The organism is Vibrio sinaloensis DSM 21326 (assembly GCF_000189275.1).
GTDB classification, from domain to species: domain Bacteria; phylum Pseudomonadota; class Gammaproteobacteria; order Enterobacterales; family Vibrionaceae; genus Vibrio; species Vibrio sinaloensis.
In genome coordinates this window covers 15,117-31,226 of record NZ_AEVT01000048.1, presented here as the reverse complement: position 1 = coordinate 31,226, position 16,110 = coordinate 15,117, and the positions used below count along the sequence as shown (strand labels likewise).

19 protein-coding genes are annotated in these 16,110 nt (G+C 46.1%); all 19 read left to right on the top strand.

Annotation, left to right across the window (positions count from 1 at the left end; translation table 11 throughout):
* Window positions 1-210: 210 nt before the first annotated feature.
* The 19 genes from RH45_RS06965 (at window position 211) to atpA (ending at window position 16,077) form a co-directional block, all read left to right on the top strand.
* Complete coding sequence (locus RH45_RS06965; protein WP_008075474.1) at window positions 211-957, top strand: amino acid ABC transporter substrate-binding protein; 747 nt, start codon at window positions 211-213, stop codon at window positions 955-957.
* Window positions 958-1,068: 111 nt separating this feature from the next.
* Window positions 1,069-1,740, top strand: a complete 672-nt coding sequence (locus RH45_RS06960; protein WP_008075472.1) for an amino acid ABC transporter permease — start codon at window positions 1,069-1,071, stop codon at window positions 1,738-1,740.
* Complete coding sequence (locus tag RH45_RS06955) at window positions 1,737-2,474, top strand: amino acid ABC transporter ATP-binding protein (protein ID WP_008075470.1); 738 nt, start codon at window positions 1,737-1,739, stop codon at window positions 2,472-2,474. Before RH45_RS06960 ends, RH45_RS06955 begins: the two co-directional genes overlap by 4 nt.
* 230 nt (window positions 2,475-2,704) lie before the next feature.
* Window positions 2,705-2,839, top strand: a complete 135-nt coding sequence (rpmH, locus tag RH45_RS06950) for a 50S ribosomal protein L34 (RefSeq protein WP_004411068.1) — start codon at window positions 2,705-2,707, stop codon at window positions 2,837-2,839.
* 45 nt (window positions 2,840-2,884) lie between these two features.
* On the top strand, window positions 2,885-3,208 hold the full coding sequence (gene rnpA, locus RH45_RS06945) for a ribonuclease P protein component (RefSeq protein ID WP_050796250.1): 324 nt from the start codon (window positions 2,885-2,887) through the stop codon (window positions 3,206-3,208).
* Window positions 3,175-3,438, top strand: coding sequence for a membrane protein insertion efficiency factor YidD (gene yidD / locus RH45_RS22860; protein WP_008075463.1), 264 nt, complete (start codon window positions 3,175-3,177; stop codon window positions 3,436-3,438). Before rnpA ends, yidD begins: the two co-directional genes overlap by 34 nt.
* A gap of 2 nt (window positions 3,439-3,440) precedes the next feature.
* Window positions 3,441-5,060, top strand: a complete 1,620-nt coding sequence (gene yidC, locus RH45_RS06940; RefSeq protein WP_008075461.1) for a membrane protein insertase YidC — start codon at window positions 3,441-3,443, stop codon at window positions 5,058-5,060.
* Window positions 5,061-5,180: 120 nt separating this feature from the next.
* A complete protein-coding gene (gene mnmE / locus RH45_RS06935) occupies window positions 5,181-6,542 on the top strand; it encodes a tRNA uridine-5-carboxymethylaminomethyl(34) synthesis GTPase MnmE (RefSeq protein WP_008075460.1) in 1,362 nt (453 codons plus the stop codon).
* Window positions 6,543-6,595: 53 nt separating this feature from the next.
* Window positions 6,596-7,030, top strand: a complete 435-nt coding sequence (mioC, locus tag RH45_RS06930; protein WP_008075459.1) for an FMN-binding protein MioC — start codon at window positions 6,596-6,598, stop codon at window positions 7,028-7,030.
* A gap of 466 nt (window positions 7,031-7,496) precedes the next feature.
* Window positions 7,497-9,392 carry a tRNA uridine-5-carboxymethylaminomethyl(34) synthesis enzyme MnmG gene (gene mnmG / locus RH45_RS06925; RefSeq protein ID WP_008075458.1) on the top strand — a complete coding sequence of 632 codons (1,896 nt, stop codon included), beginning with the start codon at window positions 7,497-7,499 and terminating at the stop codon, window positions 9,390-9,392.
* A complete protein-coding gene (gene rsmG, locus RH45_RS06920) occupies window positions 9,392-10,024 on the top strand; it encodes a 16S rRNA (guanine(527)-N(7))-methyltransferase RsmG (protein WP_008075457.1) in 633 nt (210 codons plus the stop codon). Before mnmG ends, rsmG begins: the two co-directional genes overlap by 1 nt.
* A 14-nt stretch (window positions 10,025-10,038) precedes the next feature.
* Window positions 10,039-10,812, top strand: coding sequence for a ParA family protein (locus tag RH45_RS06915; RefSeq protein WP_008075456.1), 774 nt, complete (start codon window positions 10,039-10,041; stop codon window positions 10,810-10,812).
* A gap of 23 nt (window positions 10,813-10,835) precedes the next feature.
* Entirely contained in the window at window positions 10,836-11,717 is an 882-nt protein-coding gene (locus RH45_RS06910) for a ParB/RepB/Spo0J family partition protein (RefSeq protein ID WP_008075455.1), read from the top strand.
* Between the two features lie 187 nt (window positions 11,718-11,904).
* A complete protein-coding gene (locus RH45_RS06905) occupies window positions 11,905-12,294 on the top strand; it encodes a F0F1 ATP synthase subunit I (RefSeq protein WP_008075454.1) in 390 nt (129 codons plus the stop codon).
* 8 nt (window positions 12,295-12,302) lie between these two features.
* Window positions 12,303-13,115 carry a F0F1 ATP synthase subunit A gene (gene atpB, locus RH45_RS06900; protein WP_008075453.1) on the top strand — a complete coding sequence of 271 codons (813 nt, stop codon included), beginning with the start codon at window positions 12,303-12,305 and terminating at the stop codon, window positions 13,113-13,115.
* A 61-nt stretch (window positions 13,116-13,176) separates the two neighbouring features.
* Window positions 13,177-13,431 (top strand): F0F1 ATP synthase subunit C, encoded by a 255-nt coding sequence (atpE, locus tag RH45_RS06895; RefSeq protein ID WP_002540812.1) that lies wholly within the window; start codon window positions 13,177-13,179, stop codon window positions 13,429-13,431.
* A gap of 72 nt (window positions 13,432-13,503) precedes the next feature.
* Window positions 13,504-13,974 carry a F0F1 ATP synthase subunit B gene (atpF, locus tag RH45_RS06890; RefSeq protein WP_039958326.1) on the top strand — a complete coding sequence of 157 codons (471 nt, stop codon included), beginning with the start codon at window positions 13,504-13,506 and terminating at the stop codon, window positions 13,972-13,974.
* A gap of 14 nt (window positions 13,975-13,988) precedes the next feature.
* Entirely contained in the window at window positions 13,989-14,522 is a 534-nt protein-coding gene (atpH, locus tag RH45_RS06885; RefSeq protein ID WP_008075436.1) for a F0F1 ATP synthase subunit delta, read from the top strand.
* Window positions 14,523-14,535: 13 nt separating this feature from the next.
* Entirely contained in the window at window positions 14,536-16,077 is a 1,542-nt protein-coding gene (gene atpA / locus RH45_RS06880; protein ID WP_008075422.1) for a F0F1 ATP synthase subunit alpha, read from the top strand.
* Window positions 16,078-16,110 lie beyond the last annotated feature (33 nt).

The window sequence follows — 16,110 nt, the reverse complement described above, 5'->3', positions numbered from 1 at the left end:
CCTTTTGGGCTCGATCCTCAACTTGGTGATAACTCTGTGCATGAAATGATTAACCCAGCCATTTTCCACAACTAAACATCTCTTCGTATTGATTTTGCTGCTTTGTTGCACAGCTTATTACCCTGACATCTAGGTTATTGCACTTAGTTATTTATCTAATTAACTAAAGTGACAGTAATATTTATCCCCATAATTATTTGGAGTTGTACTATGAAAACCTGGATTAAAGCTGCAGTTGCAGCAATCGCTCTATCTGCCGCTACTGTTCAAGCTGCCACTGAAGTAAAAGTGGGCATGTCTGGACGTTACTTCCCGTTCACTTTTGTAAAGCAAGATCAGCTTCAAGGCTTCGAAGTCGACCTATGGGATGAGATTGGTAAGCGTAACGATTACAAAGTCGAATACGTAACAGCTAACTTTTCTGGCCTGTTTGGTCTACTGGAGACAGGTCGAATCGATACGATTTCTAACCAAATTACCATGACAGACGCTCGCAAAGCGAAATACCTATTCGCTGACCCATACGTCGTCGATGGCGCACAAATTACCGTTCGTAAAGGCAATGATGACATCAAAGGCGTAGCGGATCTTTCCGGTAAGACCGTTGCTGTTAACCTAGGCTCTAACTTCGAACAGCTGCTACGTGACTACGATAAAGACGGTAAAATCAACATCAAGACTTACGATACTGGTATCGAGCATGATGTGGCGTTAGGTCGTGCCGACGCATTCGTTATGGACCGCCTATCAGCGCTTGAGCTAATCAAGAAAACAGGTCTTCCTCTTCAACTGGCTGGCGAACCGTTTGAAACCATTCAAAATGCATGGCCGTTTGTTGATAACGAAAAAGGTAAGAAGCTTCAAGCTGAAGTAAACCAAGCACTTGCAGCAATGCGTGCAGACGGTACGCTAGCGCAAATTTCTCAGAAATGGTTTGGTGCTGACATCACTAAATAGCACAAACTCGCTTTCTACCCATAAATTCGGGTAGGCTCTTTAACCCACTGCTTTCCTTCCTTTGCAGTGGGTTTTGCTTTTTCTATGTCGTAATAAATACTGGGACAGGTTATGGGATTTGATTTTAATTACATGATGGAGCTGATGCCGATATTGCTCAAGTATCTTGGCACCACAATGGAGATGGCCACTTGGGGTCTAATCTTCTCGCTGATACTGTCGGTCATCTTAGCTAATATTCGCGTCTTTAAGGTGCCAGTCCTAGACCAGCTCAGCCAGCTTTACATTAGCTTCTTTCGTGGTACACCGCTGCTCGTCCAGCTATTTTTACTCTACTATGGCTTACCACAGATATTCCCATGGTTAGTCGGCTTAGATGCATTTAGTGCCGCGGTGATAGGCTTAACCTTGCACTTTGCCGCCTACATGGCGGAGAGTATTCGTGCGGCCATTATTGGTATTGATCGTAGCCAGATGGAAGCAAGCTTATCTGTCGGCATGACAACTTCTCAAGCCATGCGCCGAGTGATCTTGCCACAAGCAACAAGGGTGGCTCTGCCTTCACTGATGAACTACTTCATCGATATGATCAAATCAACGTCACTTGCCTTTACCCTTGGGGTGGCCGAAATTATGGCCAAAGCGCAAATGGAAGCATCATCGAGCTTTCGTTTCTTTGAAGCCTTCTTAGCTGTCGCCTTGATTTACTGGGGTGTGGTTGTTGTACTGACTCGAGTGCAAATTTGGGCGGAAGCGAAACTGAACAAGGCGTACGTAAGATGATTAAACTAACAAACATTCAAAAACGCTTTGGTGATACCGAAGTGCTTAAAGGCATCGACCTAGAGATTAAGCAAGGCGAGATCATCGTCATTATTGGATCAAGCGGAACGGGGAAATCGACCTTGTTGCGTACAGTGAACTTTTTAGAATCCGCTGATAAAGGCCAAATCACCATCGATGATGTCAGCGTTAATGCGGAAAAACACACCAAAGCAGAAGTGCTAGCCCTGCGCCGGAAAACTGGATTTGTGTTCCAAAACTATGCGCTTTTTGCCCATATGACGGCGAAACAAAACATCGCTGAGGGATTAATTACCGTTCGTGGCTGGAAAAAAACCGACGCGCTGCAGCGTGCGCAAGAGATCTTAGATGACATCGGTTTAGGGGATAAAGCCGAAAGTTATCCAGCGGCCCTATCTGGCGGTCAACAACAGCGTGTGGGTATCGGTCGTGCTATGGCACTGCAACCAGAACTGCTGTTGTTTGATGAGCCGACTTCGGCACTCGATCCGGAATGGGTAGGAGAAGTTCTGAATTTAATGAAGAACTTAGCAACAAAACACCAAACGATGCTGGTGGTGACACACGAAATGCAATTTGCCAAAGAGGTCGCTGATCGAGTGATCTTTATGGCGGAAGGACACATTGTTGAACAAGGTTCTCCACAGGATATCTTTAACAATCCACAAGATCCTCGTTTACAACGATTCCTTCGACAAGTGGGTGGTGAATAAAGATCTCCATTCAAGATCGTTTGATCCTTGAGATTTTGCTCACACTACGTATAATCGCCCGGCCGGAATTTAGCTCTTGCACAAAGATTGACACTTTGTGTGACTGTGATTACAATTCCGCCTCTTTGTTGAGAGGCGTCGGTTTGTCCTCTTTATATATAGAGAAGACCTCGTATACCCACGCCGGGTTAACATTGACCTAAAACTACTGATCAGTAAAGGTAATTATCATGAAACGCACTTTTCAACCTTCAGTTCTAAAGCGCAAGCGTACTCACGGTTTCCGTGCACGTATGGCGACTAAGAACGGTCGTGCAACAATCAATGCACGTCGTGCTAAAGGCCGTAAGCGTCTTTCTAAGTAATCTTCGATTATTTTGAATACGTACGCGTTCAATCGGGAGTTACGCTTGTTAACTCCCGAGCATTATCAAAATGTCTTTCAGCAAGCTCATCGAGCTGGCTCACCTCATTTCACTATCATTGCTCGCAAAAATTCCTTATCTCACCCAAGACTAGGTTTAGCCGTTCCGAAAAAACAGATTAAAACTGCTGTTGGTCGTAATCGCTTCAAGCGTCTCGCTCGCGAAAGCTTTCGTAACAAACAACATCAGCTCCCTAACAAAGATTTTGTTGTTATTGCCAAGAAAAGCGCGCAAGATTTAAGCAACGATGAAATGTTTAAACTGTTTGATAAATTATGGCAGCGTCTGTCTCGCCCCTCTCGCGGTTAGCGATCGGCCTCGTCCGACTCTATCAAGGCTTTATTAGTCCGCTTCTTGGACCGCGTTGTCGTTTTTCCCCAACCTGCTCTACTTATGCCATTGAAGCGTTGAAAGCTCACGGTTTTGTAAAAGGGTGTTGGTTATCAAGCAAACGTCTATTAAAATGCAACCCTTTAAATAAAAAGGGTTGGACATACGACCCCGTTCCACCAGTCCAAAAACAAGACAGAGACAATTAACGATGGATTCTCAACGTAATATCCTGTTAATCGCGCTAGCACTGGTTTCTTTCCTATTGTTCCAACAATGGCAAGTTGCAAAGAACCCTACGCCTCAGCCGGTTGAGCAGGCTCAATCAAGCAGCACTTTACCTGCACCATCATTTGCTGATGAGCTCGACCCAGCTCCAGCACAACAAGCTTCTGCTAAAACGATTACCGTGACCACTGATGCATTGACTCTGTCGATTGATACGGTTGGCGGTGACGTAGTTCATGCAGATCTAAACGAATATTCAGCTGAGCTGGATTCTGCAGACTCATTCGTTCTACTTAAAAACGAACCGGGTCATCAGTTTATCGCTCAGAGTGGTCTGGTTGGTCCTCAAGGTATCGACTTAAGCAGCACTAACCGTCCTGCTTATGCCGTCAGCGCAGACAGCTTTACTCTTGCAGACGGTCAAGACGAGCTGCGCGTACCGATGACATTCTCTGCTAACGGTTTGGAATACACTAAAACCTTTATTCTTAAGCGTGGCAGCTACGCAATCGACGTTGAGTACAACGTAGTCAACAATTCAGGTAACAACGCGACATTCGGTATGTACGCTCACTTACGTCAAAACCTACTTGACGCTGGTGGTAGCATCACCATGCCTACTTACCGCGGCGGCGCGTACTCAACTGAAGAGACTCGCTACAAGAAATACAGCTTCGAAGATATGCAAGATCGCAACCTGTCAATCAACCTACCAGACGGTCAAGGTTGGGCAGCGATGATCCAGCACTACTTTGCTTCAGCATGGATTCCACGTAACGAACCAGGTACAAACCTATACACTCGTGTCATTGGCAACCTAGGTGATATTGGCGTACGTATGCCAAACAAAACCATCGCTTCTGGTGACAGCGCGCAAATGAGCGCAACGCTATGGGTTGGTCCAAAACTGCAAGACCAAATGGCAGAAGTTGCACCAAACCTAGACCTAGTTGTGGACTACGGCTGGTTATGGTTTATTGCTAAACCGCTGCACTCTCTGCTATCACTCATTCAAGGCCTAGTTTCCAACTGGGGTATCGCCATCATCTGTTTGACCTTTATCGTTCGTGGTGCAATGTACCCACTAACGAAAGCGCAATACACGTCTATGGCGAAAATGCGCATGCTACAGCCTAAGCTGCAAGCAATGCGTGAGCGTATTGGCGACGACCGTCAACGTATGAGCCAAGAGATGATGGAACTGTATAAGAAAGAGAAAGTAAACCCACTAGGTGGCTGTTTACCTCTTATTCTACAGATGCCAATCTTCATCGCTCTATACTGGGCATTGATGGAGTCTGTAGAGCTGCGTCACTCGCCATTCTTCGGCTGGATTCATGACCTTTCAGCGCAAGACCCTTACTACATCTTGCCGCTACTAATGGGTGCTTCAATGTTCCTTATCCAGAAGATGAGCCCAACGACCGTAACGGATCCAATGCAGCAGAAGATCATGACCTTTATGCCGGTTATGTTTACTTTCTTCTTCCTGTTCTTCCCGTCAGGTCTGGTTCTATACTGGCTAGTATCGAACATCGTTACGCTTATCCAGCAAACGTTGATCTACAAGGCGCTGGAGAAAAAAGGCTTACACACTAAGTAACCTTTGCAGCGAAATCATTGTGAAAGGCGGCCAAAAGGTCGCCTTTTTTATTTGAGCTGATTACAATTCACCACATGACTTATCGCCATTCACTGGCCATTAGATTTAACAGGCAAAACTATGACAACTGATACCATTGTTGCTCAAGCAACCGCTCCTGGTCGTGGCGGGGTCGGCATTATTCGAGTATCCGGGCCTTTGGCGGCAACTGTCGCATTAGAAGTCACCGGAAAAACACTACGCCCTCGATACGCTGAATACCTCCCATTTACGGCAACCGATGGCACTCAAATCGATCAGGGTATCGCGCTCTACTTTCCTAACCCACACTCTTTTACTGGGGAAGATGTACTGGAGTTGCAAGGCCACGGCGGCCCAGTCGTTATGGACATGCTGATCAAACGCATCTTAGATATTCCCGGCATACGTACTGCCCGTCCCGGCGAATTCTCTGAACGCGCCTTCCTAAACGATAAGCTGGATCTCGCTCAAGCTGAAGCCATCGCCGACCTGATTGATGCCAGTTCAGAAGAAGCCGCGAAGTCGGCGCTACAGTCGCTGCAGGGCGCCTTTTCGCAGCGTATCCATACTCTGGTCGAGTCCTTGATTCATCTGCGTATTTACGTAGAAGCGGCGATCGATTTCCCAGAGGAAGAAATCGACTTCCTCGCCGACGGTAAAGTTTCAGCGGATCTCCAAGCCATCATCGATAACTTAGCTGCAGTACGCCAAGAAGCGAACCAAGGCGCAATCATGCGTGAAGGGATGAAGGTTGTCATTGCTGGTCGTCCTAACGCTGGTAAATCAAGCTTATTGAACGCCTTATCAGGGAAAGAGTCGGCCATAGTAACTGACATCGCGGGAACCACTCGAGATGTACTTCGTGAGCACATCCATATCGATGGTATGCCATTGCACATCATCGATACCGCAGGTCTACGTGATGCGTCAGATGAAGTGGAGAAAATCGGAATTGAGCGCGCTTGGGATGAAATAGCCCAGGCAGACCGTGTACTGTTTATGGTCGATGGCACCACAACCGACGCCACCGACCCCAAAGAGATCTGGCCAGACTTTGTTGATCGTCTACCCGATAACATTGGCATGACAGTGATCCGCAATAAAGCCGATCAAACGAATGAAGATCTGGGGATTTGCCATGTTAACGATCCTACTTTGATTCGTTTGTCAGCGAAGACAGGACAGGGGGTGGAATCATTGCGTAACCACCTTAAAGAATGCATGGGCTTTGCAGGCGGTAACGAAGGTGGCTTTATGGCACGCCGCCGTCATCTGGAAGCATTGGAACGTGCCGCTGAGCACCTAGACATAGGCCAGCAGCAACTAGAAGGCTACATGGCAGGAGAAATACTGGCTGAAGAGCTACGCATCGCTCAGCAGCACTTGAGTGAGATTACCGGCGAGTTCAGTTCCGATGACTTATTAGGCCGAATCTTCTCCTCTTTCTGTATTGGCAAATAACGTTTGATAGTGCGACCCTAGTGGTCGCACTTCTTTTAGCGAAAGGATATACAATGATTCATATTATTACTGGCAGCACCTTAGGTGGCGCAGAGTATGTTGGTGACCACTTGAGCGACATCCTCGTCGATAAGGGCTTTGAAACCACAATACATAACCAGCCTGATATTAGTGAAGTAGACAATAATGGTACTTGGTTACTGATCACTTCGACTCACGGCGCAGGTGAATATCCAGACAACATTCAGCCCTTTATCGCGGCATTGCAAGAGACTCCACCTAAAATGAGCGATGTAAAGTTTGCTGTTATTGCTATTGGAGACTCCAGTTACGATACCTTCTGCGCTGCTGGCAAGCATGCACATGAGCTACTTGAAGACATTGGCGCTACCGCTTTAGCAGAGTGCTTTATGATTGACGTATTAAGCCACGATGTTCCTGAAGATGCGGCTGAAAGTTGGCTCGAAACCAACATCGCACGCTTCTAATCCTCTTTCCAGAGCCGATCGTTCGGCTCTTATTTTCTCCTTGTGTGTAACTTTTCCCACTTCCCCTTGAACTGTTTGCTGTTTTTTTGAGCAAAACATCTGTGGATAAAACAGGTAAGATCCAGTGATCTACCTATAGTTATCCAAATAACAACTTAGATCCTTTTTTACCCCTGTGTATAAGTGCCTATTTTGATCTCAGGAAATCCTCGATCTGATCAAGGCATGATCACAGATTATGATCGAGTAAAGATCCATGATCTTGTTGATCATTTTCCACTTATCCACAGAGATCGTCGATCCTAATAGTAGATCTAATAAAAGATCATATATATAGATCTTATATATATAGGGCTTTCAAGCTTGAAAATGAAAACACTCAAAAGCGTTCCCACTCAGTATGAAAGAAGGTAGAATAACGCTCTTTTATCTTTCTACAGCTTGATTGAATACCTGAGGTCAGTTCATGCTCTATCACGAAAACTTTGACGTCATTGTTGTTGGTGGCGGTCACGCAGGAACGGAAGCCGCACTCGCATCTGCACGTACAGGACAAAAAACCCTGTTACTCACTCATAACATCGATACACTAGGTCAGATGTCATGCAACCCTGCTATTGGTGGTATCGGTAAAGGCCACTTAGTGAAAGAGGTCGATGCAATGGGTGGTTTGATGGCTAAAGCCATCGATCATGCAGGTATTCAATTTCGTACATTGAACGCATCAAAAGGTCCAGCAGTTCGAGCAACCCGTGCTCAAGCGGATCGTGCATTGTACAAAGCATACGTTCGAGAAGCTTTAGAAAACGCACCAAATTTGACCTTGTTTCAGCAATCTGTAGATGACCTTATTGTCGAAAATGACAAAGCGGTCGGTGTTGTCACTCAGATGGGATTAAGATTCCGTGCTGAAGCTGTGGTATTAACGGTCGGCACTTTCTTAGGCGGTAAGATCCATATTGGTATGGAAAGCTCCTCTGGCGGTCGCGCTGGGGATCCTCCATCGATCGCACTTGCGGATCGCTTAAGAGAATTACCGTTTAGAGTTGATCGTCTTAAAACTGGGACACCTCCGCGGATTGATGCTCGCACTGTCGACTTCTCTGAACTTGAAGTGCAACATGGCGACAATCCAACACCAGTGTTCTCTTTCATGGGTCAGCGCAGTCAGCATCCGCAGCAAATTCCATGTTTTATTACACACACTAACGAACAAACTCATGATGTGATTCGCAACAATTTGGATCGCAGTCCAATGTACGCTGGTGTGATTGAAGGTATCGGTCCTCGCTACTGTCCTTCTATCGAAGACAAAGTGATGCGTTTTGCGGATAAGAACAGTCACCAAATCTTTATTGAACCTGAAGGTTTAACAACACACGAGCTGTATCCAAACGGTATTTCCACCAGTTTACCTTTTGATGTTCAAGTTCAGATTGTCCGTTCGATGAAAGGGTTTGAGAATGCACACATTGTGCGACCTGGTTACGCCATTGAATACGATTTCTTTGATCCACGTGATTTGAAGCAAACGTATGAAACCAAGTTTATCAGTGGCCTATTCTTTGCTGGTCAAATTAACGGTACAACAGGTTACGAAGAAGCAGCGGCGCAAGGCTTAATGGCTGGTCTGAATGCTAGCTTGTACAGTCAAAATAAAGAAGGCTGGAGCCCACGCCGTGACCAGGCTTACATGGGTGTGCTGATCGATGATTTGTCGACCATGGGGACCAAAGAACCGTACCGCATGTTCACATCTCGTGCTGAGTACCGTTTGTTACTCCGTGAAGATAATGCTGATCTACGCTTGACTGAAAAAGCTCGTGAACTTGGCTTGATTGATGATGAGCGTTGGGCTCGCTTCAATGAAAAAGTTGAAAACATGGCCAAAGAGCGTCAGCGCCTGAAAGAGACATGGATGAATCCAAAGTCCGAGGGGATTGATGCGCTAAACCAGCTACTTAAATCACCGATGGCTCGTGAAGCAAGCGGTGAAGATCTGCTGCGTCGTCCTGAAATGACGTACGATCAATTGACTCAATTGGAGGCATTTGCTCCTGCTATGGAGGATCAACAAGCGGCTGAGCAGGTAGAAATCCAAGTCAAATACGAAGGGTACATCAAGCGTCAGCAAGATGAGATAGAGAAGTCACTGCGTCATGAGAACACCAAGTTACCGGTTGACCTGGACTATGCCAAAGTAAGTGGGTTATCAAATGAAGTGGTAGCGAAACTGTCTCAAGCGAAACCAGAGTCGATCGGTATTGCCTCACGCATTTCAGGCATAACCCCAGCAGCGATTTCAATTTTGCTCGTGCATCTTAAAAAGCACGGCCTGCTCAAAAAAGGTGAGGAAGCCTAATGTCACAACTTCGTAGCAAGCTAGATGCACTGATTGCGCAAACCGATTTAGACGTGTCAGATAAGCAGCGCGAGCTGCTTGTCGGTTATGTCGCAATGCTTGATAAGTGGAACAAAGCTTACAACCTAACGTCAGTACGAGATCCACAGGACATGCTAGTGAAACATATTCTCGATAGCATTATTGTTAGTACTCACTTACAGGGTGAACGTTTCATTGATGTCGGCACTGGACCTGGGCTACCTGGAATTCCGCTAGCCATCATGTGTCCAGACAAAGAGTTTTTCTTGCTCGACAGCTTGGGTAAGCGTATTCGATTCATCAAACAAGCCCTACACGAGCTCAAGATTGAAAATGTGACCCCGATTCAAAGTCGAGTCGAAGAGTTCCAACCGGAAGAGAAATTTGATGCGGTTTTAAGCCGTGCGTTCGCTTCTATGGTAGATATGGTGAACTGGTGTCACCATTTACCAAAACAAGGCACGGGTCTGTTCCTCGCCCTGAAAGGCTTATTACCACAGGATGAGATTGAACAATTACCTGACTGGTGTTCTGTGACCGACGTCAAAGCTTTGAATGTTCCTGAATTGGAAGGTGACCGTCATCTAGTAATCTTATCGCGCAAGGAATAAAAGCGAGGTTCATTGTGGGCAAAATCGTAGCAATCGCCAACCAAAAAGGTGGCGTTGGTAAAACAACAACGTGCATCAACTTAGCAGCGTCGATGGCAGCGACTAAGCGTAAAGTCTTGGTGATTGACCTGGACCCGCAAGGTAATGCCACAATGGCTAGCGGCGTCGATAAGTATCAAGTCGATGCCACCGCTTATGAACTGTTGGTTGAAGATGTTCCTTTCGCTGAAGTGGTTTGCCACAATACTTCCGGCAACTATGATTTGATTGCTGCCAATGGTGATGTGACTGCCGCTGAAATCAAGCTGATGGAAGTGTTTGCTCGCGAAGTGCGCCTTAAGCACGCCCTCGCATCAGTTCGCGATAACTATGATTTCATCTTTATCGATTGTCCTCCCTCTCTAAACCTTCTTACAATCAACGCCATGGCCGCAGCGGATTCGGTCTTGGTTCCAATGCAATGTGAGTACTTTGCGTTAGAAGGTTTAACAGCGTTAATGGATACAATCAGTAAGCTGGCTGCCGTGGTTAACGAAAACCTCAAAATCGAAGGTTTACTGCGTACCATGTACGACCCACGCAATCGACTCTCTAACGAAGTCTCAGATCAGCTCAAAAAACACTTTGGTAACAAGGTGTACCGCACTGTTATTCCTCGTAATGTTCGCTTAGCCGAAGCGCCGAGCCATGGTAAGCCTGCCATGTACTACGACAAATACTCCGCGGGTGCGAAAGCTTATCTAGCCCTAGCCGGCGAAATGCTTCGCCGCGAAGAAATACCTGCATAAACCAAACAAAGGAACTCCGTCTCATGTCTAAACGTGGTTTGGGAAAAGGGCTTGATGCCCTGCTTTCGACAAGTTCACTCGCGCGTGAAAAACAGCAAAGTGCCTTGCATAGCCAACAGTTATCATCTGAAGGTGAACTGACGGACTTAAGCATTAACAGCTTAAAACCAGGGGTTTATCAACCTCGTAAAGACATGTCTCCTGAAGCTTTGGAAGAGCTGGCGGCATCGATAGAATCGCAGGGAATTATCCAACCGATCGTTGTTCGTCAGGTAGAGAACGATAAGTTTGAGATTATTGCCGGTGAGCGACGTTGGCGCGCCGCCCGTAAAGCGGGTCTCAAGCAAGTCCCATGTGTGATTAAAAATGTTGAAGATCGTGCCGCGATCGCGATGGCGTTGATCGAAAACATTCAGCGTGAAGATCTTAACGTGATCGAAGAGGCGGTGGCGTTAGAGCGTTTGCAGAATGAATTTACTTTAACTCACCAGCAAGTCGCAGACGTTATTGGTAAGTCACGCGCTGCAGTCAGCAACATATTACGTCTAAATCAGCTTGAAAATGACGTAAAGAGTTTGGTTTCTGAAAATTTGCTTGATATGGGGCATGCTAGAGCGCTACTTGCTCTTCAAGGTGAGCAACAGGTCGAAGTGGCTTCGCAGGTTGCCAACAAGCAATTAACGGTTCGTCAAACCGAGCAGTTAGTGAAAAAATGCTTGCAGCCGCAATCTGAGCAAGAAAACGCGCCTGAAGACACTGAGGCACAACAAATGTCACAAAAATTGAGTGAAATGCTTGGTGGTAAAGTGGCAATTGTTCGAGCAAGTAACGGCAAGTCGAAAGTGACGATTAGTCTTGATGAGCCTCACAAATTAGAGCAACTAATTGCCAAGCTCGAGAGCTAAATGAGATAATTGATCTCAGTCAATATATGTAAAAAACGATTTTTTGTGCGAAAGTTGTAGGTTTGTAAACAAAATTGTAACTTTTTGCGGTGTTTTAATTGCATTCAGTCAACCGCATCGTATAATTTTCGCCAATTTCCCAGCCCTGAGGTAGTAACGCTGTGGATTTTACTAGAGGTACGAATACATGGTAGCTGCGTTAGCTAGACCAGGACGAGAGCTTGCAAAGCAATTGTTAATGATCCAGCTTATCGCGGTTACACTTTTGGCAGCAGGAATGGCAGTTGCTGTGAATGCTGAATGGGGACTTTCGGCGCTGATTGGTGGCGGCATTTTTGTCATCGCTAATGCAGTTTTTGCGCTGTGTGCTTTTATGTTTAGTGGGGCTCGTGCTGCAAAGCGCATCGCGGCATCTTTCTATACTGGTGAAGCATTGAAAATCCTCATCACGGTGGCGTTGTTCTCCGTTGTCTACATGTATATGCAGGTGGAACTTGTTCCCCTTAAGCTAACCTATTTGCTGGCTCTAGGTATTAATATCTGTGCGCCAGTGCTATTCATTAACAACAAAAAATAGGATGAGTTATGGCTGCGCCAGGTGAAGCGCTAACGTCATCCGGATACATTGCCCACCACCTTACAAACCTTTCTACTTATAAGTTAGGTCTTGTAGCGGAGGAGACAAGTTTCTGGAACGTACATATCGATAGCCTGTTTTTTTCTTGGTTTACTGGTTTAATTTTCCTTGGAATTTTTTACAAAGTAGCAAAGAGAACAACAGCGGGTGTACCGGGTAAGCTTCAGTGTTTTGTTGAAATGATCGTTGAATTTGTCGCGGAAAACGTCAAAGACACGTTCCATGGACGCAACCCACTGATCGCGCCTTTAGCACTGACTATCTTTTGTTGGGTATTCCTAATGAACTTGATGGACTTGGTTCCTATCGATTTCTTACCTTACCCAGCAGAGCATTGGCTTGGTATTCCTTACCTTAAGGTTGTACCGTCAGCTGATGTTAATATCACCATGGCTATGGCTCTAGGCGTTTTTGCTCTGATGATTTACTACAGCATCAAAGTGAAAGGTCTAGGTGGATTCGCAAAAGAACTTGCTTTACATCCATTCAATCACCCAGTGATGATTCCGTTTAACCTACTGATTGAAGTGGTATCGCTACTCGCGAAGCCTCTATCACTTGGTATGCGTCTATTCGGTAACATGTTCGCAGGTGAGGTTGTATTCATTCTTTGTGCGGCAATGCTACCATGGTACTTGCAATGGATGGGTTCACTACCGTGGGCAATCTTCCATATCTTGGTTATTACGATTCAAGCCTTCGTATTCATGATGTTGACAATTGTTTATCTGTCAATGGCACACGAAGACTCTGATCATTAATTTTATTTTTTAAAGCTTTTTATTTGGGCAACTAGCCAACAACTATAAATTGGAGATAGTAATGGAAACTTTACTGAGCTTTTCTGCAATCGCCGTAGGTATTATCGTCGGTCTTGCTTCTCTTGGTACAGCGATTGGTTTCGCACTTCTAGGTGGTAAATTCCTTGAAGGTGCTGCACGTCAACCAGAAATGGCTCCTATGCTACAAGTTAAGATGTTCATCATCGCGGGTCTACTTGATGCGGTTCCTATGATCGGTATCGTAATCGCACTTCTATTCACTTTCGCAAACCCATTCGTTGGTCAACTAGGTTAATCACTTTTAACTCTAGGCAAACTTCGGTTTGTCATTGATTAACACTAAGTCCGAATAGAAGGGGTAGCTGTTGTGAATATGAACGCAACTCTGCTAGGTCAAGCAATCTCGTTTGCACTGTTTGTCTGGTTCTGCATGAAGTATGTATGGCCACCAATCATGCAAGCGATCGAAGAACGTCAGAAGAAAATTGCTGACGGTCTGCAAGCGGCAGAACGTGCTGCTAAAGACTTGGATCTAGCACAAGCAAACGCTTCTGATCAGTTGAAAGAAGCGAAGCGCACAGCAACTGAGATCATCGAGCAAGCGAATAAGCGTAAAGCTCAAATTCTAGATGAAGCTCGTGAGGAAGCTCAGGCAGAACGCCAGAAAATCCTTACTCAAGCTGAAGCTGAACTTGAAGCCGAACGCAACCGTGCGCGTGATGAACTGCGCAAACAAGTTGCAACTCTGGCTGTAGCTGGTGCTGAGAAAATCCTGGAGCGTTCTATCGATAAAGACGCTCAGAAAGATATTCTCGACAACATTACTGCAAAACTTTAAGTCTGGGGGCGCATATGTCTGATTTGACTACAATCGCACGCCCCTATGCTAAAGCAGCCTTCGACTTTGCGGTAGAGAAAGGCCAACTGGACCAATGGGGTCAAATGTTGTCTTTCGCTGCTGAAGTTGCAAACAACGAACAAATGAAAGAGCTCCTAACGGGTTCTGTTTCTGCAGATAAACTGGCAGAAGTTTTTGTTGCAGTTTGTGGCGACCAAGTTGATGCACATGGTCAGAACCTATTGAAGGTAATGGCTGAGAATGGTCGCTTGTCGGCCCTTCCTGATGTATGTGAACAGTACTTCGCTCTTAAACAAGAGCATGAGAAAGAGATTGATGTTGAAGTTACTTCAGCAGCGGAACTTTCTGACGAGCAACTGGCAAACATCAGCAGCAAACTTGAGCAGCGCCTTGAGCGCAAAGTAAAGCTGAATTGCAGTGTAGATGAGACCCTACTTGGTGGGGTTATAATTCGAGCCGGAGACTTAGTCATCGATGACTCAGCGCGTGGTCGTTTGAACCGCCTGAGCGATGCATTGCAGTCTTAATGGGGATTGGAGCATGCAACTTAATTCCACGGAAATCAGCGATCTAATCAAACAACGTATCGAATCTTTCGAAGTTGTTAGTGAAGCTCGCAACGAAGGTACTATCGTATCGGTAAGCGATGGTATCATCCGCATTCACGGCCTAGCGGACGTGATGCAAGGTGAAATGATTGAATTACCGGGTGGCCGTTATGCACTAGCACTTAACCTTGAGCGTGACTCGGTTGGTGCGGTAGTAATGGGCCCATATGCTGACCTTAAGGAAGGCATGAAAGTTACAGGTACTGGCCGCATTCTTGAAGTGCCAGTTGGTCCAGAACTGCTAGGTCGCGTAGTGAACACACTAGGTGAACCTATCGATGGTAAAGGTCCAATCGAAGCGAAACTGTCTTCACCTGTAGAAGTAATCGCACCAGGCGTAATCGATCGTAAATCGGTTGATCAACCTGTACAAACTGGCTACAAATCAGTTGACTCAATGATCCCAATCGGTCGTGGTCAGCGTGAGCTTGTAATCGGTGACCGTCAGACTGGTAAAACAGCAATGGCGATCGATGCGATTATTAACCAGAAAAACTCTGGTATTTTCTCTATCTACGTAGCAATCGGTCAGAAAGCATCGACTATCGCTAACGTAGTTCGCAAACTAGAAGAGCACGGAGCGCTAGCAAACACTATCGTTGTTGTTGCATCAGCTTCTGAATCTGCAGCGCTACAATACCTAGCGCCATACGCAGGTTGTGCGATGGGTGAATACTTCCGTGATCGCGGCGAAGACGCACTGATTGTTTATGATGACCTATCTAAGCAAGCAGTAGCTTACCGTCAGATCTCTCTACTACTAAAACGTCCACCTGGCCGTGAGGCATTCCCTGGTGATGTATTCTACCTTCACTCTCGCCTACTAGAGCGTGCTGCTCGTGTAAGTGAAGAGTATGTAGAAAAATTCACTAACGGTGAAGTGAAAGGTAAGACTGGTTCCCTAACTGCTCTTCCTATCATCGAAACTCAAGCTGGTGACGTTTCAGCATTCGTACCGACTAACGTAATCTCGATTACCGACGGTCAGATCTTCCTACAAACTGAGCTATTCAACGCAGGTGTTCGTCCAGCGGTTGACCCAGGTATCTCAGTATCTCGTGTAGGTGGTTCTGCGCAAACGAAAATCATCAAGAAGCTATCTGGCGGTATCCGTACAGCACTAGCTCAGTACCGTGAACTAGCGGCATTCGCACAGTTCTCGTCTGACCTTGATGACGCAACGAAGAAACAGCTAGACCACGGTCAAAAAGTTACAGAACTAATGAAGCAGAAGCAGTACGCTCCAATGTCTGTATTTGACCAAGCGCTAGTAATCTTCGCGGCAGAGCGCGGCTATTTAGCAGATGTTGAACTAAGCAAACTGCTAGATTTCGAAGCGGCTCTACTATCGTACGCTCGCGGTCAATACGCTGATTTCGCAGCTGAGATCGACAAGACGGGTGCATACAACGATGAAGTTGAAGCGCAGCTGAAGAAGCTGACGGACGACTTCGTAGCAACCCAAACTTGGTAATAGGTCGGTGGCAGTTTCTGCCACCAACTAATG

Excerpts from the sequence above, each read along its gene's own strand:
- RH45_RS06965 (WP_008075474.1), top strand. The coding sequence starts at position 211 with ATGAAAACCTGGATTAAAGCTGCAGTTGCAGCAATCGCTCTATCTGCC.
- RH45_RS06960 (WP_008075472.1), top strand. The coding sequence starts at position 1,069 with ATGGGATTTGATTTTAATTACATGATGGAGCTGATGCCGATATTGCTC.
- RH45_RS06955 (WP_008075470.1), top strand. The coding sequence starts at position 1,737 with ATGATTAAACTAACAAACATTCAAAAACGCTTTGGTGATACCGAAGTG.
- rpmH (WP_004411068.1), top strand. The coding sequence starts at position 2,705 with ATGAAACGCACTTTTCAACCTTCAGTTCTAAAGCGCAAGCGTACTCAC.
- yidD (WP_008075463.1), top strand. The coding sequence starts at position 3,175 with ATGGCAGCGTCTGTCTCGCCCCTCTCGCGGTTAGCGATCGGCCTCGTC.
- yidC (WP_008075461.1), top strand. The coding sequence starts at position 3,441 with ATGGATTCTCAACGTAATATCCTGTTAATCGCGCTAGCACTGGTTTCT.
- mnmE (WP_008075460.1), top strand. The coding sequence starts at position 5,181 with ATGACAACTGATACCATTGTTGCTCAAGCAACCGCTCCTGGTCGTGGC.
- mioC (WP_008075459.1), top strand. The coding sequence starts at position 6,596 with ATGATTCATATTATTACTGGCAGCACCTTAGGTGGCGCAGAGTATGTT.
- mnmG (WP_008075458.1), top strand. The coding sequence starts at position 7,497 with ATGCTCTATCACGAAAACTTTGACGTCATTGTTGTTGGTGGCGGTCAC.
- rsmG (WP_008075457.1), top strand. The coding sequence starts at position 9,392 with ATGTCACAACTTCGTAGCAAGCTAGATGCACTGATTGCGCAAACCGAT.
- RH45_RS06910 (WP_008075455.1), top strand. The coding sequence starts at position 10,836 with ATGTCTAAACGTGGTTTGGGAAAAGGGCTTGATGCCCTGCTTTCGACA.
- RH45_RS06905 (WP_008075454.1), top strand. The coding sequence starts at position 11,905 with ATGGTAGCTGCGTTAGCTAGACCAGGACGAGAGCTTGCAAAGCAATTG.
- atpB (WP_008075453.1), top strand. The coding sequence starts at position 12,303 with ATGGCTGCGCCAGGTGAAGCGCTAACGTCATCCGGATACATTGCCCAC.
- atpE (WP_002540812.1), top strand. The coding sequence starts at position 13,177 with ATGGAAACTTTACTGAGCTTTTCTGCAATCGCCGTAGGTATTATCGTC.
- atpH (WP_008075436.1), top strand. The coding sequence starts at position 13,989 with ATGTCTGATTTGACTACAATCGCACGCCCCTATGCTAAAGCAGCCTTC.
- atpA (WP_008075422.1), top strand. The coding sequence starts at position 14,536 with ATGCAACTTAATTCCACGGAAATCAGCGATCTAATCAAACAACGTATC.